The organism is Caballeronia sp. HLA56 (genome assembly GCF_054655155.1).
The window spans coordinates 656,349-679,468 of sequence record NZ_BAAHOB010000005.1; the positions used below are offsets into that span (position 1 = coordinate 656,349).

At 62.8% G+C, this 23,120-nt stretch carries 22 protein-coding genes and 1 riboswitch; of the genes, 17 read left to right on the plus strand and 5 right to left on the minus strand.

From position 1 onward, the window contains the following. Positions 1–4 precede the first annotated feature (4 nt). Genes fliH through fliF form a run of 3 tightly spaced genes read right to left on the minus strand, consistent with a single transcriptional unit; the run spans position 5 to position 3,447 of the window. On the minus strand, positions 5–676 hold the full coding sequence (gene fliH / locus ACYQ47_RS22515; RefSeq protein ID WP_250466034.1) for a flagellar assembly protein FliH: 672 nt from the start codon (positions 674–676) through the stop codon (positions 5–7). Next, positions 669–1,664 carry a flagellar motor switch protein FliG gene (gene fliG, locus ACYQ47_RS22520; RefSeq protein ID WP_244826535.1) on the minus strand — a complete coding sequence of 332 codons (996 nt, stop codon included), beginning with the start codon at positions 1,662–1,664 and terminating at the stop codon, positions 669–671. The genes fliH and fliG overlap by 8 nt, the downstream gene beginning before the upstream one ends. Further along, on the minus strand, positions 1,654–3,447 hold the full coding sequence (gene fliF / locus ACYQ47_RS22525) for a flagellar basal-body MS-ring/collar protein FliF (protein ID WP_244826534.1): 1,794 nt from the start codon (positions 3,445–3,447) through the stop codon (positions 1,654–1,656). Before fliF ends, fliG begins: the two co-directional genes overlap by 11 nt. A 297-nt stretch (positions 3,448–3,744) precedes the next feature. Here fliF and fliE point away from each other — a divergent pair, with 297 nt between their 5' ends. The 5 genes from fliE to ACYQ47_RS22550 all read left to right on the plus strand — a co-directional run bounded on the left by fliE (position 3,745) and on the right by ACYQ47_RS22550 (position 6,824). Further along, positions 3,745–4,110 (plus strand): flagellar hook-basal body complex protein FliE, encoded by a 366-nt coding sequence (gene fliE, locus ACYQ47_RS22530; RefSeq protein WP_244826533.1) that lies wholly within the window; start codon positions 3,745–3,747, stop codon positions 4,108–4,110. 241 nt (positions 4,111–4,351) lie between these two features. Continuing rightward, entirely contained in the window at positions 4,352–4,771 is a 420-nt protein-coding gene (gene fliS, locus ACYQ47_RS22535) for a flagellar export chaperone FliS (protein ID WP_244826532.1), read from the plus strand. A 29-nt stretch (positions 4,772–4,800) separates the two neighbouring features. Beyond that, complete coding sequence (locus ACYQ47_RS22540) at positions 4,801–5,130, plus strand: flagellar protein FliT (RefSeq protein WP_244826531.1); 330 nt, start codon at positions 4,801–4,803, stop codon at positions 5,128–5,130. 75 nt (positions 5,131–5,205) lie between these two features. Beyond that, a complete protein-coding gene (fliK, locus tag ACYQ47_RS22545) occupies positions 5,206–6,528 on the plus strand; it encodes a flagellar hook-length control protein FliK (RefSeq protein ID WP_459906997.1) in 1,323 nt (440 codons plus the stop codon). Next, positions 6,525–6,824 (plus strand): EscU/YscU/HrcU family type III secretion system export apparatus switch protein, encoded by a 300-nt coding sequence (locus ACYQ47_RS22550; RefSeq protein WP_244826529.1) that lies wholly within the window; start codon positions 6,525–6,527, stop codon positions 6,822–6,824. Before fliK ends, ACYQ47_RS22550 begins: the two co-directional genes overlap by 4 nt. Here the strand turns inward: ACYQ47_RS22550 and ACYQ47_RS22555 are convergent. Further along, positions 6,821–8,509, minus strand: coding sequence for an isovaleryl-CoA dehydrogenase (locus ACYQ47_RS22555; RefSeq protein WP_459907000.1), 1,689 nt, complete (start codon positions 8,507–8,509; stop codon positions 6,821–6,823). The two genes, ACYQ47_RS22550 and ACYQ47_RS22555, sit on opposite strands and share 4 nt — an antisense overlap. 313 nt (positions 8,510–8,822) lie before the next feature. Between ACYQ47_RS22555 and ACYQ47_RS22560 the strand changes: the two genes are divergently transcribed. Next, positions 8,823–10,520, plus strand: coding sequence for an OmpA family protein (locus ACYQ47_RS22560; protein ID WP_459907002.1), 1,698 nt, complete (start codon positions 8,823–8,825; stop codon positions 10,518–10,520). Positions 10,521–10,639: 119 nt separating this feature from the next. Here ACYQ47_RS22560 and ACYQ47_RS22565 read toward each other — a convergent pair whose 3' ends face one another. Then, positions 10,640–11,581 (minus strand): LysR family transcriptional regulator, encoded by a 942-nt coding sequence (locus tag ACYQ47_RS22565; protein ID WP_250466025.1) that lies wholly within the window; start codon positions 11,579–11,581, stop codon positions 10,640–10,642. Between the two features lie 112 nt (positions 11,582–11,693). Here ACYQ47_RS22565 and ACYQ47_RS22570 point away from each other — a divergent pair, with 112 nt between their 5' ends. The 11 genes from ACYQ47_RS22570 to ACYQ47_RS22620 all read left to right on the plus strand — a co-directional run bounded on the left by ACYQ47_RS22570 (position 11,694) and on the right by ACYQ47_RS22620 (position 23,078). Continuing rightward, a complete protein-coding gene (locus ACYQ47_RS22570) occupies positions 11,694–12,152 on the plus strand; it encodes a CidA/LrgA family protein (protein WP_250509630.1) in 459 nt (152 codons plus the stop codon). 3 nt (positions 12,153–12,155) lie between these two features. After that, a complete protein-coding gene (locus ACYQ47_RS22575; RefSeq protein WP_459907005.1) occupies positions 12,156–12,878 on the plus strand; it encodes an LrgB family protein in 723 nt (240 codons plus the stop codon). A gap of 98 nt (positions 12,879–12,976) precedes the next feature. Beyond that, positions 12,977–13,756, plus strand: a complete 780-nt coding sequence (locus ACYQ47_RS22580; RefSeq protein WP_459907007.1) for a glycosyltransferase family 2 protein — start codon at positions 12,977–12,979, stop codon at positions 13,754–13,756. Positions 13,757–13,844: 88 nt separating this feature from the next. Continuing rightward, positions 13,845–13,961, plus strand: a riboswitch (S-adenosyl-L-homocysteine riboswitch). A gap of 32 nt (positions 13,962–13,993) precedes the next feature. Then, on the plus strand, positions 13,994–15,415 hold the full coding sequence (ahcY, locus tag ACYQ47_RS22585) for an adenosylhomocysteinase (RefSeq protein ID WP_250466021.1): 1,422 nt from the start codon (positions 13,994–13,996) through the stop codon (positions 15,413–15,415). A 96-nt stretch (positions 15,416–15,511) separates the two neighbouring features. Beyond that, a complete protein-coding gene (locus tag ACYQ47_RS22590) occupies positions 15,512–15,865 on the plus strand; it encodes a phage holin family protein (RefSeq protein ID WP_244826521.1) in 354 nt (117 codons plus the stop codon). A gap of 41 nt (positions 15,866–15,906) precedes the next feature. Then, on the plus strand, positions 15,907–16,746 hold the full coding sequence (gene metF / locus ACYQ47_RS22595) for a methylenetetrahydrofolate reductase [NAD(P)H] (RefSeq protein ID WP_244826520.1): 840 nt from the start codon (positions 15,907–15,909) through the stop codon (positions 16,744–16,746). A 366-nt stretch (positions 16,747–17,112) separates the two neighbouring features. Next, on the plus strand, positions 17,113–18,744 hold the full coding sequence (locus ACYQ47_RS22600; RefSeq protein WP_244826519.1) for an ABC transporter substrate-binding protein: 1,632 nt from the start codon (positions 17,113–17,115) through the stop codon (positions 18,742–18,744). Positions 18,745–18,893: 149 nt separating this feature from the next. Continuing rightward, positions 18,894–19,904: an ABC transporter permease subunit gene (locus tag ACYQ47_RS22605; protein WP_244826518.1), complete on the plus strand. Its 1,011-nt coding sequence runs from the start codon at positions 18,894–18,896 to the stop codon at positions 19,902–19,904. A gap of 258 nt (positions 19,905–20,162) precedes the next feature. Then, entirely contained in the window at positions 20,163–21,083 is a 921-nt protein-coding gene (locus ACYQ47_RS22610; protein ID WP_244826517.1) for an ABC transporter permease subunit, read from the plus strand. Position 21,084: 1 nt separating this feature from the next. Continuing rightward, positions 21,085–22,077, plus strand: coding sequence for an ABC transporter ATP-binding protein (locus ACYQ47_RS22615; RefSeq protein ID WP_459907012.1), 993 nt, complete (start codon positions 21,085–21,087; stop codon positions 22,075–22,077). After that, positions 22,074–23,078 (plus strand): peptide ABC transporter ATP-binding protein, encoded by a 1,005-nt coding sequence (locus ACYQ47_RS22620; protein ID WP_459907014.1) that lies wholly within the window; start codon positions 22,074–22,076, stop codon positions 23,076–23,078. Before ACYQ47_RS22615 ends, ACYQ47_RS22620 begins: the two co-directional genes overlap by 4 nt. The last annotated feature ends 42 nt before the right edge of the window (positions 23,079–23,120 follow it).

Sequence of the window (23,120 nt, forward strand, 5' to 3'; positions counted from 1 at the left end):
CTATTTACCACGGCTTGTTCCTCCCCAATGCCGCCGCGACACGCTCCCAGCGCGACGCATTGGTCGAATCGATTTCGCCGCTCGCCGCGTGCGCGCGGCAGCCGCCGCGTTCCACGAGCGGGTCTGGCCGCACCATCCAGCCAGCCGCGCCGAGTTCTTCCTGCAAGTACGCATCGACGATAGGCAAATCGGCGGGATTCACGATCAGCGTCGGCGATCCCGTGAGTTCTGGCTCGGCCGCGATCACTTCGCGCGCCACGGTGACGAGCGCCGTCGGATCGTGCGCCAGATGCTGCCGCACCACTTGCTGCGCGATATCGACCGCGAGCGTGGCGAGCGTTTCCGCGATGGCGGCATCGGCGGCTTGCAGCGCGATCCTGAACGCATCGGCGATTTCCGCGAGACGCGCCGCTTCGGCGAGCGCTTCCTTGCGGCCGTCCTCGAAACCCTTGGCGTGACCTTGTTCGAAACCGGCCTGATACCCGATCGCCTGTCCAGCCACATGACCCGTGGCGAGACCTTGCGCATGCGCGTCTTCCTCGACGCGGCGCAAATGCGCTTCGAGCGCTGCCTGATCCGCCGCGCTGTGGTCCACGGTGACGGGATCGAACGAAGCCATCTCCCAGCGTTGATACGCGGAGAGCGGCGCCTTCGGGTTCTGGGCCGGATTAGACATATGCATCCTCTGCCTTGCCGCCTAATTGAATCTGGCCGTTCTCCGCCAGATTACGCACCACCTGAAGCACCTTGCGTTGCTGCTGCTCGACTTCCGACACACGCACCGGACCGCGCGAATCGAGGTCTTCCGCAAGCAATTCGGCCGCGCGTTGCGACATGTTCGACAGGAACTTCTGACGCAACGCGGGCTGCGCGCCCTTGAGCGAGACGATCAGCGTTTCGGATTCCACTTCCTTCAGCAGCAACTGGATCGCGCGGTCTTCCAGGTCGAGCAGGTTCTCGAACACGAACATCTGGTCGATGATCTTCTGCGCGAGTTCCACGTCGTATTCCTTGACGTTGTTGATCACGCCCTCTTCATGGTTGCTCGACATGAAGTTGAGAATCTCGGCCGCCGTGCGGATACCGCCCATCGGCGCGCGCTTCAGGTTGTCGCTGCCGGAGAGAAGCGTGGTCAGCACATCGTCGAGTTCGCGCAACGCGGCGGGCTGAATACCGTCGAGCGTGGCGATACGCAGCAGCACGTCGTTACGCAGACGGTCGTTGAGCAGCGAGACGATTTCCGAAGCCTGATCGCGGTCCAGGTGCACGAGGATCGTCGCGATGATCTGCGGATGCTCGTTCTTGATGAGTTCCGCGACCGCGCCCGAGTCCATCCACTTCAGACCTTCGATACCGCTCGTATCGCTGCCTTGCAGAATCCGGTCGATGAGCGCGCCAGCCTTGGTTTCGCCGAGCGCCTTCGTGAGCACCGAGCGGATGTACTCGCTCGAATCGAGCGACAACGCGGTGTGCTGCTCCGCTTCGCTGACGAATTCGGTCAGCACGTTGTCGAGCTGCTCGCGCGTCACGTTCTTGAGCGCCGCCATGGTCGCGCCGATCTTCTGCACCTCGCGCGGAGCGAGATACTTGAAAACTTCGGCGGCTTCTTCCTCGCCGATCGACATCAGGAGGAGCGCGGCTTTATTGAGACCTTCAGCGTTCATCGGACACCCAGTTCTTCACGACCGTCGCCACGATTCTCGCGTCCTGACGCGCCACCATACGCGCGTAGTCGAGATTGCGATCGAACTTGGCCTTGTTGCTTTCATGACCGAGGAGACTTACCTCGGCATCCTTGTCATCATCGTCATTCTTGGCGCCGCCTTCGAGCGTCGGGCCGTCGAGCAGCGAGAGTTCGTCTGGCGCGTTGAGCGAGGGCGCCGCCGGTTCCGGCACGGGGAAGGCGCGGCGCATTGCCGGCTTCACCATGCTGAAGTACAGGAACAGTGCGACGATGCCGATGCCCACGTACTTCGCCAATTGGATACCGCGCATGATCATGTCCGGCGTGCGCCACCACGGCACATCGGGCGTCACGTTCTGGTCGGAGTTGAACGCGCTGTTCACCACGTTGACCGAGTCGCCGCGCTTCTCGTCGTAGCCCATCGCGTCCTTCACGAGTTGCTGGACTTGCGCGAGCTTGTCGGCGGCGAGCGGCGTCATCGTGACGTTGCCCTTCGCATCGACCTGACGCTGATAGTTCACGACCACCGCCACCGAAAGACGCTTGATGCCGCCTGTCGCCTGTTCGTAGTGGCGCACCGTGCGGTCCACTTCGTAATTGGTCGTCGTGTCCTTGCGCAGGTTCTGCGGCGTGGACTTCGCGGCGGCAGCGCCGGTTGCGTCCGATGCTCCGCCCGTGACCGGCGCGGATGCCGGCTGCGGCGGCTGGTTCGACAGCGCGCCCGGCACTCCCGACGGGCCGCTGCCCGAGGTTTCGCTGGATTCGCTCGATTGCTGGCTGCGGATCGACGTGTTCTGCGGGTTGGCGTTCGGGCCGTAGCTTTCGGCGGTCTGTTCGAGCTTCGAGAAGTCGATGTCCGCGCTCACTTGCGAATGCGCGTTGCCGCCGCCGAAGAGCGGGGAAAGAATGGCGTCGATGCGCTTTTGCGTGTTGTGCTCGATCTGCTGCACGTACTTCAGTTGCGATGCGTCGAGACCGTTCGCGGCGCTCTGGTTCGTGAGCAGGTTGCCGTCCTGATCGACGATATTCACGTTCTTGACCGGCATGTCCGCCACGCCCGACGACACCATGTGCGCGATCGCCGAAACCTGTCCTTCGTCGAGCACGCGCCCGGGAAAGAGGTTGACCATGACGGACGCGGTCGGCAGTTCCTTGTCGCGCACGAACACGCTCGGCTTCGGAATGGCCAGATGCACGCGTGCCGACTTCACCGAGGAAATTGCGCCGATGGTGCGTTCCAGTTCGCCTTCGAGCGCGCGCTGGTAGTTGATCTGCTCCGCGAACTGGCTAATGCCGAACTTTTGGTTGTCCATCAGTTCGAAGCCGACCGAGCCGCTTTTCGGCAAACCCTGGCTTGCGAGGCGCAGACGCGTTTCGTGCACCGACTCGGCCGGAACGAGGATCGCGCCGCCGCCGTCGGAGAGCTTGTAGGGAATGTTGCCCTGCTGGAGCGCGGCGACGATCGCACCGCCGTCGCGGTCGGAGAGATTCGAGAACAGCACGCGGTAGTCGGGCTGGCGCGTCCACATGACGAGCCCCGCCACGACCATCGCCAAGATCGCCACGGCGATGATGAGCGGCACGCGCGGGTTCGAGCGGAATTGCGAGAGCATCGGCATGCGCTGAGCGAAGCCGCCGAAGTCGGCGCCGCCAGCGCCGCCGGTGAGGCTGGGGCTCGCGGCGCTCGCCGAGGCGCCAGGCTGCGCGCCTGCCAGGCCCATTCTGGCGTCTGGCGTGATCAGTGAGTTGTTGGGCGTATCCATTTAGCGTCGAAGCTCCGAATCTTTTGCGTTCCCCTCTGGCCGGTCGTACTGCCCGTGATGCGGCGCCGGAGGACTTTTGACGAGATGGATTATCCGCAGAAGATTGCAAGTCGATTCGGCGAATAGAGCCGGGTTTCCCCCGTTCTTCCAGCGCTTTGGAAAATGCCGCGCTGCTAATCTTTCTCGTACTCGGTAAAAGCGTTCGGACGACCGTTCGCACGCCGCCCCGAACCCGGCGACGAGCGTCTTTCGCACTTGGGCGCTGAACCGGCCCTTTACTTGTCAATCGGAGACACCATGAACTTCCCGATCAATCCGCTCACCTCCGCGCTGAGCACAATGCAGTCGATGGCGACGCAGGCCGCCGGCAGCCCCACGGTCGCCACGGGCGCCGTATCCGGACAGGACGCGGGAATCGGCCAGTCGGGCGCGGTGAGCGCGGGCACGTTCGCGGACGCGCTGCAGTCGTCGATCAGCAAGATCAGCGACAACCAGACGAAGGCGCTGTCCGAAGCGCACGCGTTCGAAATCGGCGCGCCGAACGTTTCGCTCAACGACGTGATGGTCGATATGCAAAAGGCCAACGTCGGCATGCAGTTCGGCTTGCAAGTACGCAACAAGCTCGTGTCGGCCTACAACGACATCATGCAAATTTCGGTGTGACGCGCTGTGGCTGGCGCGTGCGTTTCGAATCCGTCCCCATCATGCCGATACGGCCCCAGAGCCTTGCGCCCTAAAGCTTTGCCGCGATTCTCCGATAACCTCGATAACAGCACGGCGAACGATGGTTCGATCGCCAGCACCGATTCTTACCGGTCGGACGAAACGGCCTTTGCGCCGTCGTCCGAGCACCGCGCGCCACGTGCCGCGGGCGTCATTCGGTATCGCATAAGGAGAACCACGGATGTATTCCCCAGGACAGGCGGGAGCCAACGCATATGCACGCGTCGGCGTTCAGACAGGGGTGATGGGAGCGAGCCCGCACCGGCTGATCGTGATGCTCTATCAGGGCGCGCGGCAGTCGATTGCACAGGCGCGGATGCACTTGCAGCAGAAGAACGTGGGCGCGCGCGGAACGGCGATCAGCAAGGCGATCAACATCATCGAGACCGGGTTGCAGCAGGCGCTCAACAAGGAAGCGGGCGGCGAAGTCGCGCTGCGTCTGGACGCGCTGTACTCGTACATGGCACGCCGGCTCCTGGAAGCGAATCTGAACCAGGACGAGTCGATGCTCGTGGAAGTGGACAATCTGCTGGCTACGCTCGAAGAGGCGTGGGTCGGCATTGGACCGGAAGTGGCGAGAACGACCGCGGCAGCCGTCTGAGCGGCAGCCATGGCGACTGCCTGACAAGAATGAATACCACAGACGAATATTTCGCGCACTACGAGGCGATTGCTGCGCTGTCCGGCCAGATGCTGGCTGCGGCGCGCAGTGGCGAGTGGAGCGAATTGAAGACGATGCAGGGCAGGTATCGCGAGTTGATCGAACGGTTGAAGGACGTGGATACCGGCTCGGAACTCGACGACACCGCCCGTGCGCGCAAGCTGGACCTCGTGAAGAAGATCCTCGCCGACGACGCCGCGATTCGCGACCTCAGTTCGCCGAGCCTCGCGCGTCTTTCCGCGCTCTTCACGACCAACAGCCCGGCGCGCGTACTTAAAAAGATGATCGGACTGCGCTAGACAACGCGGCTTGCGACGGAGAACTCTTCCGGCGTCTGGCCCGGCCCTCGCGCGCGGTCTTTCCAGGATGCCGGCATGTCAGGACTCGATTCCGCGATCGCCACGATTATCGCCAGCCGGACCGAGCTCCTTCTGTCCGCGCTGCGCGCCAACGCCGGTTCGACCGGCCAGACGACCACGCAGACGGGCGTTTCCTTGTCCGTCGCGACGCCCGCCGGAACCGCGGCGGGCGCATCCGCGCAGACGCTCGCTCCGGTGGCGTCCGCGCAAACCGAACTGTCGAGCGTGGCCCGCACGCTCGATGTCATTTCCCGCCTGGGCGGCGCCGCGCCCGCGATTCTCGGTGATACCCCGCTCTGGCCGACACCGCCGCGTCCCGCGAGCGCGTTCGCCGCGCTGACCACGGGGCTTTTCGATACCGCTTTCTCCTCCAATGCCGCCGCTGTCGCGGCCGCGCGCGCGGCGAGCCAGAATCTGCCGCCGTTGCCGGCGTCCGCGCTGGCATCGGAGCTTGCGAAAACGGTGGCGCAAAGCGGCCTCTTCTACGAGTCGCATCTCGTGCAATGGATGGCCGGGCAGCGCAGCACGGCGTCGCTCGCGAGCGAACCGCAGGCGCGCATCGATCCGCGCGCGCTGACCTTGCCGCTCGATTTGCCGGGCGACGAAAGCATCGCGCGCGATACCGCCTTCGACGACACGCGCCCACCGGCGTTTGCCTCGACACAAACCGATCTGTCCGATCTGCACGCCGAAACGCATAACGTCGCGATGCCGCAAACGCCGCAGCAAGCGGCGGCGCTCGCGGCATCGGTACGGGATGCGCCCGCGCTGGCGCTGTCGAATTCGCAAAGCGCGCCGTCCGCGCCCGCTTCGCCGCCCGCCGCGCCGCAGCCGAGCCAGCATGAATCGGCGCTGCAGGCATCGCTCGATGCGGGTATTCATCCGGCGACGCTCACGGTCGTGCGTCAGCAACTCGACATCCTCGCCAACGAGCAATTCCGCTGGCAGGGCGAAGCGTGGCCGGGGACGCGTTTCGACTGGGAAGTGGCGCGAGAGCCGCGTCCCGCAGTGGATACCAGCGAGGAACGCGTGTGGCGCACGCGCGTCACGTTGTCGTTGCCCGCGCTCGGCATGGTGGACGCCGAACTCGTGCTGACCGGCGACAAGCTGGTCGCGCGTCTGAGGGCGAGCGATACGGGCGCATCGCGTTTTTCCGCCGATGCCGCCGCGTTCCAGCGTCAGCTCGAAGCGGCGGGCATCGCGCTGGCGTCGTTCAGCGTGCGTTCGATGGATGGCTCGGGCGCCGCCACGGGCGACATCGACCTGGATGCGCCGAAACCGGTGCGTTCGCCGCTCGAGCATTTATTCCGCGCGCCGCCGGGTGGAGAAGTGACATGAGCAATCCACTGTATTCGCGCAAGCAGGCCACCGCGCTCACTTACGATGCGGGCAGCCGCGAAACGACGCCGCGCGTCGTGGCAAAGGGCTACGGCGTGGTCGCGGAAATGATCGTGCAGCGCGCGAAGGAAGCGGGCGTGTATGTCCATGACTCGCCGGAAATGGTGTCGCTCTTGATGCAGGTCGATCTCGATTCGCATATTCCCCCCGCGCTTTATCAGGCGGTGGCGGAGCTGCTGGCCTGGGTTTATCGGCTGGAGAACGAGGAGCCGGTGAGGGAAGCGGGACGCCGCTAAAACTCGAAAGCCCGCCTCACGATCGCCGCATGATCGAAGCGCGCGGGCAACGTGCCATACACGCGGCCGGTTTCGCCGCGCGCATCGCCCAAACGGGTTTCGATGAACGCCTGTGCCACCTCGTCCGGCGCATGTCTCGCCAGCAATACGCCTTGTGCACATAAGGTCAATTGCTGCGCGATGCGCCGCGCCGATGCCTCGCGCGACGCCGGATCGCTCGTCAAACTAGTCAAGAGTGTCTGCAAAGCCGCACCGAGCGCCGGATGCGCGCTTGCCGTATCGCGCCAGTCGTCGAATAGTGCGTGCGCCGCGTCCTGCTCGCGCTCGAACGCACGCAGCACGTCTAGACACATGACGTTGCCCGAACCTTCCCAGATCGAATTGACCGGCGCCTCGCGATAAAACCTCGCCATCGGCCCGGTTTCGACGTAACCGTTGCCGCCCCAGACTTCCATCGCCTCGCCGGTGAATTCGAGCGCGCGCTTGCAGACCCAGAACTTCGCCGCAGGCGTGACGATGCGCCGCCACGCGCGTTCGCGCAACGCCGCTCCCGCCGATGCGCTCTGCTCGAACGCCCCGGCCAGCCGCATGAACAGCACCGTCGCGGCTTCCGATTCGAGCGCGAGGTCGGCGAGCACGTTGCGCATCAAGGGCTGATCGGCGAGATGCGCGCCAAACGCGCTGCGATGCCGCGCATGATGGATCGCTTCGACCAGCGCCGCGCGCATCAACGCCGCGCTGCCGATCACGCAATCGAGCCGCGTGTAGTTCGCCATTTCGATGATGGTCGGCACGCCGCGTCCTTCATCGCCGATCATCATGCCGTAGGCATCGAGAAACTCGACTTCGCTGCTCGCGTTCGAGCGATTGCCGAGCTTGTCCTTCAGACGCTGCACGTGCACGGCGTTCTTGCGGCCGTCGGGCACAAAGCGCGGCACGTAGAAGCAGGAGAGTCCGCCTTCGTCCGCCGTGCGCGCGAGCACGAGATGCGCGTCGCACTGCGGCGCCGAGAAAAACCACTTGTGTCCGATTAACCGATAGTCCCCGCCGCGCCCGGGTGTGCCGAGCGCATGCGCGCGCGTGCGATTGCCGCGCACGTCGGAGCCGCCCTGCTTTTCGGTCATGCCCATGCCGATCAACATCGATCGCTTGCCGGCTTCGAGGGCGATGTCGCGCGAATCGTGCTCGCGCGACAAGAGCGGTGCGGCGAGCCGTTCATAAAGCGCGGGTTCATTGCGCAAAACGGGGATGCTCGCGAAGGTCATCGTGACCGGACACAGCGATCCGGATTCGAGTTGTCCGTGCAGAAAATAACAGGCGGCGCGCGCGGCCATCGACCCGGCGCGCGCCGAAGGTTCGAACGGCAGCGCGTGCAGACCTTCTTGCCGCAGACGTCGCAGCAGTTCATGCCAGGCCGGATGAAACTCGATTGCGTCGATACGCTCGCCACGCGCGCTGTGCGTGCTCAGTTCCGGCGTATGCCGGTTGGCGAGATCGGCGAGCGCGAGCACGTCCGGTTGTGTAAGCGCGCGGCCGTCGCGGTGGAGCGCCTCGGCATGCCAATGCGCGCCTTCGCGCTCGAGCGCGGCAACGAGCGCGCGGTCCGCGGCGAAGGCGTCGTAGTCGACAAGCGGCGGCGACTGATTCGTGACTTCGTGTGTCTCGAACAAGGGTGCGTGGTTCATCGTGTGTCTCCCGTGCGAGCTTGCGTCGGCTAATCGCAACACGCGTGGTCAAAAATGATCCTCTATCTCTATTTAACGATGATAGGCCGCACGCCCGACTAGCTGTAGCGCTGCCGCTCGCTTCAATCTGGCCGGGCGCTCGCGTTTGGTCTTAAACCATTCCTATATTTTTCTGATGCGAACTCTTAAAGACCAACCGGATGAGAGAAATCCGATTGTTTGGCTACCACGGCTGACGGACAGGAGGCCGAACCTATAATCGCCGAGACCCTTATGGCCTGAGGTTTACAGGCCTCTTCTGGAAGTCTTCTCAATGAGCATCAACCTCAATCAACTCGTTCAAGGCGCCTTGACCGAGAGCGTATTGCAACACCTGGCTGCACGCGTTGGCTGCACGCAGGAGTCCGCGAGGCGCGTCGTCGGACTATGCGCGCCAGCACTCATCGGCTCGATGATGAACAAGGCGGCGTCGCTGGATGGCGCACGCAGTCTGTTTGCATCCGTCATGTCGCCGGGCGTGAACACGCATATCGCCGAGGAACTGCCGCACTTCGTTCTCAACGACGAAGGCATGCAAACGCTCCTCGCCACCCATTCGACGGTGGATGGCGTCATTGCCTCGCACGACAATCTCAATGCGCTCGCCGAGCGTATTTCCGAATACACGGGCGTGGCGGCGAGCGCATCGCGCACGTTGTCGGGCGTCGTGGGCGCGACCATTCTCGGTATCCTCAAGCGCTATTTCACGCAGCACAACGGCCATATCGGCCAGTTGCCCACGCTGCTCGGGCATCAACTGCCGGTCGTGCGGGCCAACATGACGGATTCGTTCGCGAATGCGCTGGGGCTCGGCTCAGTCGGCGCGTTCCTCGCGGGCGTGGCCTCGCGGCTGAAGGCGGTGTCCTCGCATCTCGGTCATCCGGCTACCCAAGAAGCAGCGTCGTTCCCCATTCATGGTGAACAAGAACCGGCCGTGGAAACCGCGCAAACAAACGACAAGGGTCCGCGCCGCAAATGGCTGTGGGTTGCCAACGCCGCTGCCCTCGCGTTGCTGGCCGCGCTCGTTGCGCGCGGCTGTTCGACCGAAAACAAGTCGAAAGACGTGACGGCCGAAACGCGCACGGACGCCTCGGCGGCATCCGACGCCGCATCTGCATCCAGCGCCAGCGCCAGTGACGATCAGGCATCGCAAGCCACGGCTGTGGCGCCCGATCAGGCATCGTTGCCGACCATTTTGCCGGGCAAGGACGCAAGCCTGTCCATGACGGTCGACGCCTCCGGCATTCCCACGCTGAAAGCCACGGTGAACAGCGAGCAGGAACGTCAACGCCTGATCGACATGCTGTCGGCCAAGCTCGGCGCGGACAAGTTCCACGCGAACGTGACCGTCGATCCCGACACGAAGCCCGCCGCTTGGCTCGACAAGCTCGAAGGCCTGCTGCCGTTGATGACGCTGCCGGGCGCCGATCTGCAGATTACCGGCGACACGATCACCCTGAGCGGCGGCGCAAGCGAGCCGAAGCTCGGCTGGGTCGACAAGCTGAAGGCGCTGTTCGGCGCCGGCTGGACGGTCGGCACGCAATCGGCTCCGGTTGCGGCTCCGGCATCGGAAGCGCAAGCCAATCAAGACGCGGATGCCTGCTCGGCTCCGGCTATCGTCAAGACGCTGAACCTGAAGCCGGTCAACTTCGGCACGGGTTCGAACACGCCGCCGCCGGTTGCCATGGCGGCGCTCGCTGCATCTGCGAAGGCGCTGAAGGCCTGCGACACGCAAGCAAAGCCAATTCAGCTTCAGATCGCAGGCTATTCGGACAACACGGGCGGCGCGGCGCTGAATCTTCAGTTGTCGAAGAAGCGTGCGGAAGCGGTGCGTTCGTACCTGGTTCAGCACGGCATTCCTTCTGATTCGCTGACGGCTCAAGGCTTTGGCGACGCCAATCCGGTCGCCGACAACTCGACCGCCGCTGGCCGCATGGCTAATCGACGTATCGAGTTCAAGCAAGCCGACTGAGCGTCGCGCGCCATCTCGGGCGCGATGCGTTGAAAAAGCGCCGGACCGCTGTGAAGCGGTTCGGCGCTTTTTTTACTGCGCACCAGGCGCATCAGGCAAGGGAACTCCCGTTCAACGCATTACAGCGCCTCGCCACGCTTCAGCCGCGGAAAGCCATCGGCCATGAAATCCTGATCGACATTCGCGGGCAGTATTTCGCGCGCGACTTCAATCCACGCTCGCGCCGCATGCGACAGATATCCGTTGCGCCGCCAGCCGACGGCCATATCCCAGCGAATCTCGGGCGCGACGACCGGCCGGCAGGTGAACGCCTCGGCATCCAGGCGGCCGCAATAAGGCGCGGGCAACAGCGCGATGCCGATGCCAGCCTGTACCAACGCCGCCATGAAATCCCAATGCCCGCTGCGACCGACGATCGTCGGCGCAAACCCCGCCGCGCGGCACGCGTTCAGCACGACGTCGTTGAGCGCGAGACTTTCGCCGTAGAACACAAAGGGTTCGGCTGCCAGATCGGCGAGCGCTACCTCGTTCAGACCGTCCCAGCGCGAACCTTTTTGCGCCACGAGCCACAAGAGTTGCCGGCTGACGGGCAGCACGTCGAACGTTTCGGCATCGACTGGCTGCAGCACGCCGCCGAGTTCGAGTTCGCCTTCGATCAACGCAGCCTCGATCGCCTTCGAGCCTTGCTCGAACAGCTTCAGCTCGATCTTCGGATACCGCTCCCTGAAAGCGGCAATGACTGGCGTGAAGAGCGCGCCGCCCATCGGCGGAATGCCGATCGTCAGCGTGCCGCGCCCGAACGTGCCCAGATCGTTCAGTTCCGCTTCGAGCCGCGCATGGGCCGCGAGCACATCGACGCCACGCTGATAGACGATTTGCCCGGCATCGGTCAGGACCATCTGACGGCCTTCCCGCAGTAAAAGCGGCGAGCCGACCTCGTCTTCCAGTGACTTGACCATTTTGCTGATGGTCGGCTGAGTGACGAACATATGCTCGGCGGCAGCAGTGAAGCTCTTTTGCTTGACCACCTCAATGAAATACCTCAACGCGCGCAATTCCATGTGAGATTCCAGATTGGAATGATTTGGATAATGCTAAGTCATTTTTTTTATGTAAATGGTGCACTTATACTCCGCCTACAGGTTAACCCTAGTCATTCGCCCCGAGCCCGCCATGTCCACCGTTCTTTCCGCCCCATCCGCCTTCGCCAACGCCCGCATGGCGCTTGCCCGCGTGACGCGCATCGCGATTCAATCGGCGGCGCTCGCGGCGATCTGGTTCGTCGCGGACCTGGCCGCGCGCAAGCTGGCGCTGCCGGTGCCAGGTGGCGTCGTCGGACTAGTCGCGTTGTTGGCGCTTCTGTTCTGCGGCGGCGTGGCGCCGCGCTGGGTCAAGGCGGGCGCCGACTGGCTGCTGTCGGACATGCTGCTGTTCTTCATCCCGGCGGCCGTGGCGGCGGTCCAATACGGCGGGCTTTTCATGGAAGAAGGCTGGCGTTTGGCGCTGGTTGTCGTCGCGGGAACGCTCATGGTGATGGTGGCGGTGGCGTTCGCCGTGGATCGGGCGGCGCGCCTGGAGCGTCACCTCGCGCTGCGCCGGGCGCTCAACGCGCGGCAAGCGGCGCGCGCCTGAGCCATGAGCCACTTCTACGCTTCGCTGCTCCAAGACGACGCTGCACGCCTGATCGCTGCCGGATGCTTCGTGATGACCGTCGTCCTGTACTTCGTGTCGAAGCGGCTTTACGCGCGCTTCAAAAGTCCGTGGCTGACGCCGCTTCTGACTGTCCCGGCGGTGCTTGCGGCGATTGTCGTGACGGCGCGCATTCCATACCCCGTTTATTTCGCCGATACGCGCTGGCTCATGTGGCTGCTCGGGCCAGCCACCGTCGCGTTCGCGGTGCCGATCTACGAGTACCGGTCGCTCCTGAAGCGGCACTGGATTTCGTTGAGCGTCGGAGTGACGGTTGGCATTCTGGTGGCGGTCGGCGGGTCGATTGCGCTTGCGAAGTTGCTGCATCTGTCGCCGGAACTGCAGCGCAGTCTCGCGACGCGTTCGATATCGACGCCATTTGCGCTCGCGGTATCCGACAAGATTCACGCGCCGCGCGATCTGACCGCGCTTTTCGTCATCGCGACGGGCGTGTGCGGCATGCTCTTCGGCGAGATCGTGCTGGCGCTGGTGCCGCTGCGCACGCGGCTTGCGCGCGGCGCGTTGTTCGGCGCGGCGGCGCATGGCGTCGGCACCGCGAAGGCGCGCGAACTCGGGAACGAAGAGGGCGTTGTCGCCAGCTTGACGATGATGATCGCGGGCGTGGTGATGGTGCTGCTCGCGCCAGTTTTGAGCATGCTGCCGATATAGGCAATTACGCGCACGCGCCGCTGTTTAGGAGTTTTCGCGGGCAATTCGCGTGGCATCTATTGCGACAATGCGGGCTCAAATTTTTCGGTTCGAGCCAAATGTCACTAGTCTCCCAGCACCCCGGCGTCTCAGTCATCATTCCGTGTTTCAACTCGGCAAAAACGCTGGCACGCGCGCTCGATAGTTGTCTTTTGCAAACCGAAGCAGCGCAGATCATCGTGGTAGACGATGGCTCGCAGGACGCATCGGCGGCGGTTGCGAAGTTTTATTCCCTGAAAGACCGACGCGTCGAACTGGTTCAGATGCCGGAAAACGGCGGTCCGGCTCGGGCGCGCAATCGCGGTGCGAACTTTGCGGCACACTCCATTCTTGCGTTCCTCGACGCCGACGACGAGTACCAGCCAGGCGCACTGGCGACTGCCGCACTCTATCTGCGAAACACGCCTCGGCAAGCCGCAGTCCGTTTCAGCGCCGATTTCAGCGACTTTCCCGCCGATCTGCGTGCTTTCCCCGACTTCGAACGCCACGCCGACATCATGAGCGACACGGTGGCGAGCACGCTCGTGATTCAGCGTGCGACCTTCCTCGCGCTCGGCGGCTTCCCTACAGATGAAGTCTTCCGGCGTTATGGCGGCGAGGATTCGGCGCTTTCAAATGCAATCATCGACATTTACGGTTGTTATCGCCTGGAAGCCAGGAAAGGCGTTCGCGTTCACTATCATCCGGGGAGCCACGTGGCGTTGTATTTCAGCCGCGCAGGAGGCGCCGAAACGCCGTTCGACGAGCATTGGGCGACCACCGAGGCCATCCAACAGTTCGTCGCACGCGCCCGCACGGCGATGTCCGGCACTGCTGAATCAACGATCGATCAAGCCTGAACGCCCCCTACGCTTAGTCACCCCCATCAATCAGACTGCGCTTAATCCCGCATTCGCATTCCGCCGACTTTTGCTACAATCTTCGCTCGCCCCCGAGGAGCGTTGCGACGGGTTTCACCCGCCAGGCTCGGAGGCTTCAATCGGACGGTTCGAAGGCACATAAACAAGCCCGCTGAGCCACCGCATCGAACGGCGCTCACGTCAAAATTTCTAGTCTTTTTTAGAAAGGAGGGCGTGATGAACGCCGCAGTTCTCGATTCCAAGAATTCCCAGGATTACGTTGTTGCCGACATGTCGCTCGCCGCATGGGGCCGCAAAGAACTCGACATCGCCGAAACGGAGATGCCCGGTCTCATCCAGACGCGCGAGGAATACAAGGCGCAACAGCCGCTGAAAGGCGCGCGCGTCGCAGGCTCGCTGCACATGACCATCCAGACCGGCGTGCTGATCGAAACGCTGACCGCACTCGGCGCCGACGTGCGCTGGGCATCGTGCAACATCTTCTCCACGCAGGATCACGCTGCCGCCGCCATTGCCGCGGGCGGCACGCCGGTGTTCGCGTTCAAGGGCGAATCGCTCGACGAATACTGGGAGTTCTCGCACCGCATCTTCGAATGGCCGAACGGCGAATTCGCCAACATGATTCTGGACGACGGCGGCGACGCCACGCTCTTGCTCATCCTCGGTTCGAAGGCCGAAAAAGACCGCTCGGTCATCGGCAAGCCGACGAATGAAGAAGAAGTCGCGTTGTACAAGTCGATCGCTTCGCACCTCGATGCCGACCCGACGTGGTACTCCACGCGCCTCGCGCACATCCAGGGCGTGACGGAAGAGACGACCACAGGCGTGCATCGTCTGTATCAGATGGAGAAGGAAGGGCGTCTGCCGTTCCCGGCCATCAACGTGAACGATTCGGTCACGAAGTCGAAGTTCGACAATCTATACGGCTGCCGCGAATCGCTCGTGGATGGCATCAAGCGCGCCACCGACGTGATGATCGCCGGCAAGATCGCGGTCGTGGCGGGCTACGGCGACGTGGGCAAGGGCTGCGCGCAGTCGCTGCGCGGTCTGGGCGCCACTGTCTGGGTCACGGAGATCGACCCGATCTGCGCGCTGCAAGCGGCAATGGAAGGCTACCGCGTCGTGACGATGGAATATGCCGCCGACAAGGCCGATATCTTCGTGACGGCAACGGGCAACTACCACGTCATCAACCACGACCACATGAAGGCGATGCGCAACAACGCCATCGTCTGCAACATCGGTCACTTCGACTCCGAAATCGATGTCGCTTCCACGCGCCAATACACGTGGGACAACATCAAGCCGCAAGTCGATCACATCATCTTCCCGGACGGCAAGCGCATCATTCTGCTGGCTGAAGGGCGTCTCGTGAATCTCGGCTGCGCAACCGGCCATCCGTCGTTCGTGATGTCGAACTCGTTCACGAACCAGACGCTCGCGCAGATCGAACTGTTCACGCAAGGCGACAAGTACGAGAACAAGGTGTATGTGCTGCCGAAGCATCTCGACGAGAAGGTCGCGCGTCTGCATCTGGGACGTATCGGCGCGGAACTGACGGTGCTTTCGACGGAGCAGGCCGGTTATATCGGCGTCGACAAGAACGGTCCGTTCAAGCCGAACCACTACCGCTATTAATCCGCTACTGACAAGGCACGCGGCGGCGTGGCCGCGCACGGATCGGGAGGTTCGTGCGCGGTACAAAGACACATTGCATCAACCGGAGAACACTCGATGACCGTGCTGCTGACATGGCTGATCAACGCGCTCGCGCTTCTGATCATCACCTATCTCGTGCCGTCGATCCACATCCGCAGTTTCGGCACGGCGCTCATCGTGGCCGTGGTGCTCGGACTCATCAACGCAGTGCTGCGCCCGGTGCTCATCATTCTCACGTTGCCCGTGACCATCCTGACGCTCGGCCTCTTCATCCTCGTGGTGAATGCGCTGTGTTTCTGGCTGTGCTCGTCGCTCTTGAAAGGCTTCGAGGTGACGGGTTTCTGGTCCGCGTTCTTTGGCTCGATTCTCTATAGCATCGTGTCGTGGCTTCTGTCGGCGCTCATCTTCGGACAGCGCAACTTCGGCTGACGCCGCGCACACCACGCCTCGCCGCGCGTACACACACCATCATGAAACCGATCGAACTTTCATTCGAGTTTTTCCCGCCGAAGACGCAGGAAGGTGTGGACAAACTGCGCGCCTCGCGCGCGCAACTGAAAACGCTCGCGCCGAAGTTCGTCTCCGTGACGTTCGGCGCGGGCGGCTCCACGCAGCAAGGCACGCTCGACACCGTGCTCGAAATGGCCGCGGAAGGCTTCGAAGCGGCGCCGCATCTGTCTTGCATCGGCTCGTCGAAGGACAGCCTGCGCGCGATTCTTTCGCAGTATCGGGAGCACGGCATTCGCCATATCGTCGCGTTGCGCGGCGACTTGCCTTCGGGCATGGGTGAAGTCGGCGAGTTGCGCTATGCGTCCGAACTCGTGGCGTTCATTCGCCAGGAGCACGGCGACTGGTTCAACATCGAAGTGGCGGCGTATCCGGAGTTTCATCCGCAATCGCGTTCGCCGCGCGCCGATCTCGAAAACTTCGCGCGCAAGGTGAAGGCGGGCGCGAACTCCGCGATCACGCAGTACTTCTTCAACGCGGACGCCTACTTCGAATTCGTCGATGAAGCGAAAAAGCTCGGCGTCGATGTGCCTATCGTGCCGGGCATCATGCCGATCACCAACTTCACGCAGTTGATGCGCTTTTCCGAGATGTGCGGCGCGGAAGTGCCGAAGTGGATCGCGCGCCGGCTCGAAAGTTACGGCGACGACCGCGAGTCGATCCGCGAATTCGGCGTCGATGTGGTGACGGGTCTGTGCCAGCGTCTGATCGACGGCGGCGCGCCCGGCTTGCATTTCTACACGCTCAACGGCGCGTGGGCGTCGAAGACGGTTTGCGAGCGGCTCGGCGTCAAGAGCGTCTGAGTTTGTTTTACCCGCGCGGCGTGCGTCCGCGCGGTCCTTACTTTCCTCCTCGTTTAGCACTTTTTTCGGGCGTTTTAGTACCCGACGGCGCACTTTGCGCACGCTGCCGGCACCTTGCGCGGATATTTCGCCATCCGAGCTATCACGCTTAGGCATAGGCGATAACCTAACCGCATCGAACCAACCGGCAGCCGTAAATCCAGTGGGGAAAACGACCACACACGTAATATTTGTTCATGCTAGGGTAGCGCCCGAATTTGCTTGCGCCGTTTCATCCGGCAGATTCGCGTGGCTGGCAGCACCGCCGATGCGATCAAGTAATATCGCGCTACGTCAGTTGAAAGCTGGCATCGACCTGGAGGAAACATGAAGAAGAATGGCCTGTTGCGAGTCGCCCGCGTGTCGGCGCTCATGGGCGCCGTCGCCACGGCAACGCTATTCGCGGCGAACGTCGCGAATGCCGCCATCCCCAACAAGACGCTGGTGTACTGCTCGGAAGGCAGTCCCGCCGGTTTCGATCCCGCGCAATACACCACTGGCACCGACTTCACCGCGAACACGTTCACGGTCTATAACCGCCTCGTCGAATTCGAGCGCGGCGGCACGAAGGTCGAGCCGGGTCTCGCCGAAAAGTGGGACGTGTCGGCGGACGGTTTGACCTACACCTTCCATTTGCGTCACGGCGTGAAGTTCCAGACGACGTCGTACTTCAAGCCGACGCGCGAATTCAACGCGGATGACGTCCTCGTCACGTTCAACCGCATGCTCGACCCGAACCAGCCGTTCCGCAAGGCGTATCCGGTTGCGTTCCCGTACTTCACGGACATGGGCCTCGACAAGCTCATCGCGAAGGTGGAGAAGGTCGATCCCTACACCGTGAAGTTCACGCTCAAGGAAGTGAACGCGCCATTCATCCAGAACATGGCGATGGAATACGCGTCCATTCTCTCGGCCGAATACACGGACAAGCTGGTGAAGGACGGCAAGGCCGCCGACATCAATCAGTATCCGGTTGGCACGGGACCGTTCATCTTCCGTAGCTATACAAAGGATGCGACCATTCGCTTCGACGGCAATCCGGATTACTGGAAGCCGAACGCGGTGCAGGTGTCGAAGCTGATCTTCTCGATCACGCCTGATGCCGCCGTGCGCGTTCAGAAGCTGAAAAGCAACGAATGCCAGGTGATGAGCTATCCGCGGCCAGGCGACATCGAGTCGCTCAAGTCCGCATCGAATCTTGATACGCCGTCGCAGGCCGGTTTCAACGAAGGTTACGTGGCCTATAACGTGACCAAGAAGGGGCTGGACAACACCGACGTGCGCCGCGCGCTCGACATGGCGATCAACAAGAAGGCGATCATCGATTCCGTGTATCAGGGCGCGGGCCAGGCGGCCACCGCTCCGATGGCGCCGACTCAATGGTCCTACGACAAGAACCTCAAGACGAGCCCGTACGATACGGCCAAGGCCAAGGATCTGCTCGCGAAGGCCGGCTTTCCGAACGGCATGGATATCGACCTTTGGGCCATGCCTGTGCAACGCGCGTACAACCCGAACGCACGTCTGATGGCCGAGATGATCCAGGCCGACTGGGCGAAGATCGGCGTGAAGGCAAAGATCGTGTCGTACGAATGGGGCGAGTATCTCAAGCGCGCGCACGCGGGCGAGCATCAGGCGCTCTTGATCGGCTGGACCGGCGACAACGGCGACCCCGACAACTGGCTCGGCACGCTGCTCGGTTGCGACGCGGTGAAGGGAAGCAACTTTTCGAAGTGGTGCTATAAGCCGTTCGACGATCTGGTCGTGAAGGGCCGTTCGACGAGCGACGTGGCGGCGCGCACGAAGGCTTACATGGACGCGCAGCAGATCTTCGCGCAACAGCTGCCGTTCTCGCCGATCGCGCATTCGACGGTGTATCAGCCGGCCAGCAAGAAGGTAACGGGCCTGAAGATCGAACCGCTCGGCTATGTGCGTTTCGACGGCGTGGGCATGCAGTAAAGCGAGAGCATCCGCAAAACGCAGCTTGCAAGCGGAACGCTTTTTGCACTAAACCATAATTAGTCGAACAGGACCGGCGGCGCGGGTCGAAAACGATCCGCGCCGCCGGTCACTCTTCCAAATCCCCAAGTACGAACCAAAGGGCGATCATGTTCCGATTCGTTTTGCGACGCATAGGAATGGTGATACCGACGTTCATCGGCATTACGATTCTCGCGTTCGCGCTCATCCACCTGATCCCGGGCGACCCCATCGAAGTGATGATGGGCGAACGCGGCGTGGACCCGGCGATGCACGCCGAAGCCATGAAGCGCTTAGGTCTCGACGAGCCTTTACCGCTTCAATATCTCCACTATGTCGGCCATGCGCTCAAGGGCGATCTCGGCATGTCGATCATCACCAATACGAGTGTGATGAGCGAATTCATGGCGCGCTTTCCGGCGACCGTCGAACTCTCCATCTGCGCGATGATCTTCGCGCTCATCGTCGGTCTGCCGGCGGGCGTGGCGGCGGCGCTCAAGCGCGGCACGGTGGTCGATCATGGCGTGATGGGCACCGCGCTCACGGGCTATTCGATGCCGATCTTCTGGTGGGGCTTGATCCTCATCATGTTCTTCTCGGCGAGGCTCGGCTGGACGCCGGTGTCGGGGCGGATCGCGGTGGAATACGACATTCCGCACGTCACGGGCTTCATGCTGATCGACTCGATCTTCTCCACCGATGAAGGCGCGTTCAAGTCCGCGGTGAGCCATCTGATATTGCCGACCATCGTGCTCGGCACGATTCCGCTCGCGGTGATTGCGCGCATGACGCGTTCGTCGATGCTCGAAGTGCTGCGCGAGGACTACATTCGCACGGCGCGCGCGAAGGGGCTTTCGCCGTTGCGCGTGGTGATCGTGCATGCGTTGCGCAATGCGCTGATTCCCGTGGTGACCGTGATCGGCTTGCAGGTTGGCACGTTGCTCGCGGGTGCGGTGTTGACGGAGACGTTGTTCTCGTGGCCGGGCGTCGGCAAGTGGCTGATCGATGCCATTTCGCGTCGCGATTATCCCGTCGTGCAGGGCGGCATTCTGATGATCGCGTCGCTCGTGATCTTCGTGAATCTGATCGTCGATCTGCTGTACGGCGTGTTGAATCCGCGCATTCGCCATACAAGGTGAACATGTACCACCCCCACGCTCACATTCGTTCGCTGCCCCCAAGGGGGCGCATGCCTCTCTTGAGGCGGCTCGGCGAGAGGCATAAACATGTACCATCCCCACGCTCACATTCGTTCGCTGCCCCCCGAGGGGGCGCATGCCTCTCTTGAGGCGGCTCGGCGAGAGGCATAAACATGTACCACCCCCACGCTCACATTCGTTCGCTGCCCCCCAAGGGGGCGCATGCCTCTCTTGAGGCGGCTCGGCGAGAGGCATGATATGGCCGACATTCAAAACAACCTACCTCCCCAGGCAGTAACACCGCCACCCAGCGGCCGCATGGTCGCGGGCCGCGAGTTTTGGGCGAACTTCTCGCGCAATCGCGGCGCAGTGGTCGCGGGCTTCATCGTGCTCGTGCTGATTCTGGTGGCGCTCACCGCGCCCGTGATCGCGCCGCACAGCCCCATCGAGCAATATCGCGAATACGTGAAGATTCCGCCCGCGTGGCTCGAAGGCGGCAACCGCATGTTCCTGCTCGGCACCGATGAAGCCGGCCGCGACATTCTCTCGCGTCTCATGTACGGCGCGCGGCTGTCGTTCTGGATCGGCTTCGTATCGGTCGTGCTCGCGCTCATTCCGGGCGTCGTGCTGGGGCTCATGGCCGCGTTCTTCGGCTGGCTCGATACGCCGATCATGCGCATCATGGATGTGCTCCTCGCGCTGCCTTCGCTCTTGCTCGCGGTCGCCGTGGTCGCGATCATCGGGCCGGGGCTCGTCAACACCATGCTTGCCATCGCCATCGTCGCGCTGCCGGGTTATGTGCGTCTGACGCGCGCATCGGCGCTCGGCGAATTGCAAAAGGAATACGTGACGGCATCGCGCGTCGCGGGTGCGGGCGTCGTGCGGCTGATGTTCTCGCAAGTGCTGCCGAACTGCGCCGCGCCGCTCATCGTGCAGGCGACGCTCGGGTTTTCATCGGCGATTCTGGACGCCGCCGCGCTCGGCTTTCTCGGCTTGGGCGTGCAACCGCCCGCGGCAGAGTGGGGCGCCATGCTGGCTTCGGCGCGCGATTACATCGAAAGCGCATGGTGGATCGTCACGATGCCCGGTCTCTCCATCCTGATCTCGGTGCTCGTCATCAATCTGCTCGGCGACGGTCTGCGCGACGCCCTCGACCCGAAACTGAAACGGATGGGATGACATGAACGATCTACTCACTATCCGTAATCTGCAAGTGACGTTCGGCGGCACACAGGCGGTCGATCGCATCGACCTGTCGGTCAAGCCGGGCGAAGTGGTCGGCGTGGTCGGCGAATCCGGCTCGGGCAAAAGCGTCACGATGATGGCGCTCATGGGCCTGATTGATGCACCCGGCAAGGTCTCGGCCGATCAGATCACCTTCGATGGGCGCGATTTGCTGAAGGCCTCGGCGCGCGAGCGTCGCAAGATCATCGGCAAGGACATCGCGATGGTGTTTCAGGACGCGCTGACGAGCCTGAACCCGAGCTACACGGTCGGCTATCAGATCAAGGAATCGCTGAGACTGCACGAAGGCTTGCGCGGCGACGCACTCAACAAACGCGCGCTCGAACTGCTGGATCAGGTCGGCATTCCAGATGCGAAAAGCCGCATCGACGCGTTTCCGCATCAGATGTCGGGCGGCATGAATCAGCGCGTGATGATCGCAATGGCGGTCGCCTGCAATCCCAAACTTTTGATCGCCGACGAGCCCACGACCGCGCTCGACGTGACCATTCAGGCGCAGATCATGGAACTGCTCGTGCGCTTGCAAAAGGAACGCGGCATGGCGCTCGTGCTGATTTCGCACGATCTCGCGGTGGTGTCGGAAGTGGCGCAGCGCGTCGCGGTGATGTATGCGGGCGAGATCATCGAAACGAATCACGTCCCTGCCATCTTCAGCGAGCCGCATCATCCGTACACGGAAGCGTTGCTAGCCGCGATTCCGGAACATAGCCGCGGCGCGGATCGTCTGGCGGCGTTGCCGGGCATGGTGCCGGGCCGAGACGACAGACCCAGTGGATGCCTCTTTGCGCCGCGCTGCAAATATGCCGTCGAGGACTGCTGGAAGGGGCGGCCGAATCTGTTCCAGCTCGACCCCAACGACGCCGCCGTGCGCGCGCGTTGCATCAAGCCGTTGAATGTCGAAGTGGTGGTGGAAGGAGGCGCGCGATGAACGCCGTACCGAAGGAAATCAACAAGGACATCGTGCTCGCCGCCGATCAGCTCACGCGGCATTACAGCGTCAAGCGCAGCATGTTCGAGCAGGGCACGGTGACGGCGCTGAACGGCGTGTCGTTCGAGTTGCAGCGCGGGCGCACGCTTGCTGTCGTCGGCGAATCGGGCTGCGGCAAGTCCACGCTCGCGCGTCAGTTGACGATGATCGAAACGCCGACATCGGGCCGTCTTCTGATCGATGGCGAGGACGTGGCGGGCGCGAGCAAGGACAAGATCGCCGCGTTGCGGCAGCGCGTGCAGATGGTGTTCCAGAACCCGTTTGCCTCGCTCAATCCGCGTAAGACCGTCGAGCAGACGCTCGGCGAACCGCTCGCCATCAACACGAAGCTCAACGCAACCGAACGCGCTCAACGCATTGCGCAGATGATGCGCACCGTCGGCCTGAGACCGGAACACGCGACGCGCTACCCGCACATGTTTTCGGGCGGTCAACGGCAACGCGTGGCGATTGCGCGCGCGATGATTCTCGACCCGCAAATCGTCGTCGCCGATGAACCCGTCTCCGCGCTCGATGTCTCGATCCAGGCGCAGATTCTCAATCTGTTCATGGACCTGCAAGCGCAGTTCGGCACGAGCTACGTGTTCATCTCGCACAACCTGTCGGTGGTCGAGCATATTGCCGATGACGTGATGGTGATGTACTTCGGCGGCGTGGCCGAACTCGGCGACAAGAAAACCATCTTCGCGCGACCGCGTCATCCGTACACGCGCGCCTTGATGTCGGCAACGCCCGCGTTGTTCGAGGAAGATCGCCGCATCAAGATCAAGCTGCAGGGCGAAATGCCTTCGCCGCTCAATCCGCCATCGGGCTGCACGTTTCATCAGCGCTGCCCGTACGCGATCGATCGTTGCAGAACCGAGGAACCGGCGCTGCGCGTCGTCGACGGGCGGCAGGTCTCGTGTCATCGCGCCGAGGAGGTAGGTGACGTGGAGGTTTGAATCGCATCGACACGCGGTTTGACGCGCGCCAGCTTCGTTCAA